The 3,699-nt window shown below is 73.5% G+C and carries 2 protein-coding genes; both read right to left on the bottom strand.

Annotated features, from left to right (window positions below; translation table 11 throughout):
* On the bottom strand, positions 1–1,964 hold a 1,964-nt coding region (locus GH736_RS19040; protein ID WP_159606149.1), incomplete at its 3' end, for a DEAD/DEAH box helicase.
* A 46-nt stretch (positions 1,965–2,010) separates the two neighbouring features.
* A complete protein-coding gene (locus tag GH736_RS19035) occupies positions 2,011–3,474 on the bottom strand; it encodes a pyridoxal phosphate-dependent decarboxylase family protein (protein WP_159606147.1) in 1,464 nt (487 codons plus the stop codon).
* Positions 3,475–3,699 lie beyond the last annotated feature (225 nt).

Genomic DNA, 3,699 nt, shown 5'->3' with positions numbered 1-3,699 from the left:
CGTGCCACGCCGGCGTCGGGTGCGGCGTTCGCCAGTTCGGTGACGAAGCCGCCGATGGCCTCGCCGAGCTCCGCCGGCCGGCCGATGCCGTCGCCCTTCCAGAACGGAAGGCGCCCGGGCTCGCCGAACGCCGGCGCGACGAGGACCCGATCGTGCGTGATCTCCTGGATGCGCCAGCTCGTCGCCCCGAGCGCGAACACGTCGCCGACACGGGACTCGTAGACCATCTCCTCGTCGAGCTCGCCGACACGGCGGCCCGGACCGGCCTCGCCGATCATGAAGACACCGAACATGCCCCGGTCGGGGATGGTGCCGCCGCTCGTCACCGCGAGCCGTTGCGCGCCACGTCGCCCGACGATCGTGCCGGCATCCCGATCCCACACGATGCGGGGCCGCAGCTCACCGAACCGGTCTGAAGGGTAGCGGCCCGCGAGCAGGTCGAGGGTCGCGTCGTAGGCCGATCTCGGCAGCGTGGCGAACGGCGCGGCGCGGCGCACGAGGTCGAACCAGCCCTCGACGTCCCACTCGTCGACGGCGGCGGCCGCGATGGTCTGCTGCGCGAGCACGTCGAGTGGGTTCGTCGGCACCCGCATCGCCTCGATCGCTCCGGCGACCATTCGCTCGGCGACCACGGTGCAGTGCAGGAGGTCGGCCCGGTGCTTGGGGAAGACGACGCCCTTGGAGATCTCGCCGACCTGGTGCCCGGCCCGGCCGATGCGCTGGAGCCCGCTCGCCACCGACGGCGGCGACTCGACCTGCATCACGAGGTCGACGGCGCCCATGTCGATGCCGAGCTCGAGGCTCGACGTCGCGACCACGCATCGGAGTCGGCCGCCCTTGAGGTCGGCCTCGACCAGCGCGCGCTCCTCCTTGCTGACGGAGCCGTGGTGGGATCTCGCGAGCACCGGCGCGGCCCCGCCGGTGATGCCCGACGCGCCCACGGCCTGGGCCGGAGGTCGTCGCACGGGCAGCACGCCGTCGGCCGCCTCGGTGGGGACGAAGCCGTCGCCAGCCCCGACGGCCACGGGCGCCACGGCCTCTACCGTCTCCACCGTCTGCACCGGCTCGGCCTGCCGTTCGGCCCAGAGCTCGTTGAGGCGCGCGGTGAGCCGCTCGGCGAGGCGACGCGAGTTCGCGAACACGATCGTCGACCGATGGGCCAGCACCTCGTCGAGGATCGCCGCCTCGACGTGCGGCCACACCGAGCCCGAGCCCGACTCCGTCGCGAGGTCGGACAGGTCGTCGACCGGCACGGTCACCCGGATGTCGAACCGCTTGCCGCTCGGCGGCGCCACGATGCTCACCGGGCGCGTGCCCGCCAGGAAGCGCGCCACCTCCTCATGAGGACGGACCGTCGCCGACAGCCCGATGCGCTGCACCGGGCTCGCCGTGATCGCATCGAGCCGCTCGAGGGAGAGCGCCAGGTGCGCGCCCCGCTTGGTGCCGGCGAGCGCGTGGATCTCGTCGACGATCACGGTCTCGACGCCCCGCAGCGTCTCGCGCGCCGCCGACGTGAGCATGAGGAACAGCGACTCGGGCGTCGTGATGAGGATCTCTGGCGGATGCGCCACGAGGGAACGCCGTTCGGCGGGCAGCGTGTCGCCAGAGCGCACGCCGACGCTCACCTCGGGCACCTCGAGTCCGTGCGCCGCCGCCGTGCGCGCGATGCCGACGAGCGGCGCCCGGAGGTTGCGCTCGACGTCGACGCCGAGGGCCTTCAGCGGGGAGAGGTAGAGCACCTTCGTGCCGGTCGTCGCGGCATCCGCCCCGGATGCGTGCAGCCGGTCGATGGCCCAGAGGAACGCGGCGAGGGTCTTGCCCGACCCGGTGGGCGCCACCACGAGCGCGTGGTCGCCGCGTGCGATCGCGCTCCAGGCCTCGCGCTGCACGCTCGTGGGCTCGGTGAACGACTCGGTGAACCACGCCCGGGTCGCGGGCGAGAACGCATGCAACGCCTCGGCCATGCCTCCATTCAACCGGATGCCCCTGACGTCGGGCTCCGAACCGACATCACCGCTGCTCGGCGTGCATGCCGGCCAGCGCGCGTGCGACGGCGTCGACCGTGCGGCGCACCTGGGCGGCATCCGTCTGCCAGTTGCTCACCGAGAAGCGCACCACGGCGCGGTCCTGCCACCTGGACGTCATCGCGAGCACCTCGCCCTCGTCCCAGAGCCGCGCGCTCAGCGCTTCCGTCGCGGCGTCGCTGTCGAGGGCGATGCAGACCTGCGTGAAGACGACGTCGTTGAGCACCTCGACGCCGGGCAGGGCCGAGACGCCCTCGGCGATCGCGCTCGCGGCATCCGACAACCGCTCGACGAGCCCGGCCACGCCGGAGCGGCCGAGGGAGCGCAGTACCGCCCAGGTGGGCACGCCCCGGGCGCGTCGCGAGAGCTCGGGCACCTTGTCGTGCGGGTCGGCGCCCACCTCGGTCGCCTGCAGGTAGCTCGCCTGCATGCTGAGCGCGCCGTGCAGCGGGCGGGCGTCGCGCACGATCGCGAGGCCGCAGTCGTAGGGCACGCTGAGGGTCTTGTGGGCGTCCGTCGACCACGAGTCGGCGCCGTCCATGCCCGCCACGAGATGCCGGAGCCGCGGAGACGCTGCGGCCCACAGGCCGAATGCCCCGTCGACGTGCACCCAGGCACCGGCGTCATGCGCCGCCGCGATCGCCGGGCCGAAGTCGTCGAAGGCCCCGGAGTGGATGTTCCCCGCCTGCAGGAGCACGATCGCCGGTCCTGAGCCCGCAGCGAGGACCTCCCGGAGGGCGTCGACGCTGATGCGCCCCTGCTCGTCGCTCGGCACGACGACGGGGCTCCCGAGGCCGAGGTACCGGCCGGCGAGGTCGACCGTGCCGTGCCGCTCCTCGCCCACGATGAACCGGATCGGCGGGCCTCCTGCCATGCCGGCCGTCTCGACGTCCCACCCGGCGCGCCGCAGCACCGCGTCCCGGGCGGCCGCCATGCACGTGAACTGCGCCATGGTCGCGCCGGTCACGAAGCCGACCTCGCTGCCGGCCGGGAGCCCGAGCAGGTCGACGAGCCACTCCTCGGCGAGTTCCTCCACCGCGACGGCACCCGGGGAGATGGCACGCAGGGCGGTGTTCTGGTCCCACGTCGACACCAGCCAGTCGGCGGCGAGCGCCACGGGTTGCGTGCCCCCGATGACCCACCCGTAGAAGCGCGGCGAGCCGATGGCGATGAGGCCCGGCTCGGCTCCCTCCGCGAGCCGCTCGATCACCTCGATCGCGGGCTCACCGGACTCGGGCAGTGCCCGACCGAGGCGGTCCTTGATCTCCTCCAGGCCGAGCCGCGGCGGGATCGGCCGCTCCCCGACCTGCGACAGCCAATCGCGGGCATGCCGATCGGCGACGTCGAGCACCGGGCCGTAGAGGTCACCGGCGTCGGCATGGGCGTCGGCGTCGGCATGGGCGTCGGCGTCGGCATGGGCGTCGGCGATGCGGTCGTTCGAGTCGACCATGTGACACCTGGATTCCGCGCGGGCGGGCGCGCCTCCTCGATTCTGCTCCGGCCGCGGCATCCGGTCAACGAAGCGGATGCCGCGAGCGAACCTTGGAGGTCAGACGGCCGTGACCGCGTCGGGACCGGCGACGATCCGCACCGTCAGCGAGTCCACGAGCGTCGCGATCGCGTCGTCGGCCGCCCACCGGGCGGCGAGCCGCTGGAGCACGGCGTCGAACTCGGC

The sequence above is a fragment of the Agromyces humi genome, assembly GCF_009720255.1.
Classification (GTDB): domain Bacteria; phylum Actinomycetota; class Actinomycetes; order Actinomycetales; family Microbacteriaceae; genus Agromyces; species Agromyces humi.
This window is presented reverse-complemented; position numbering and strand designations above follow the sequence as displayed.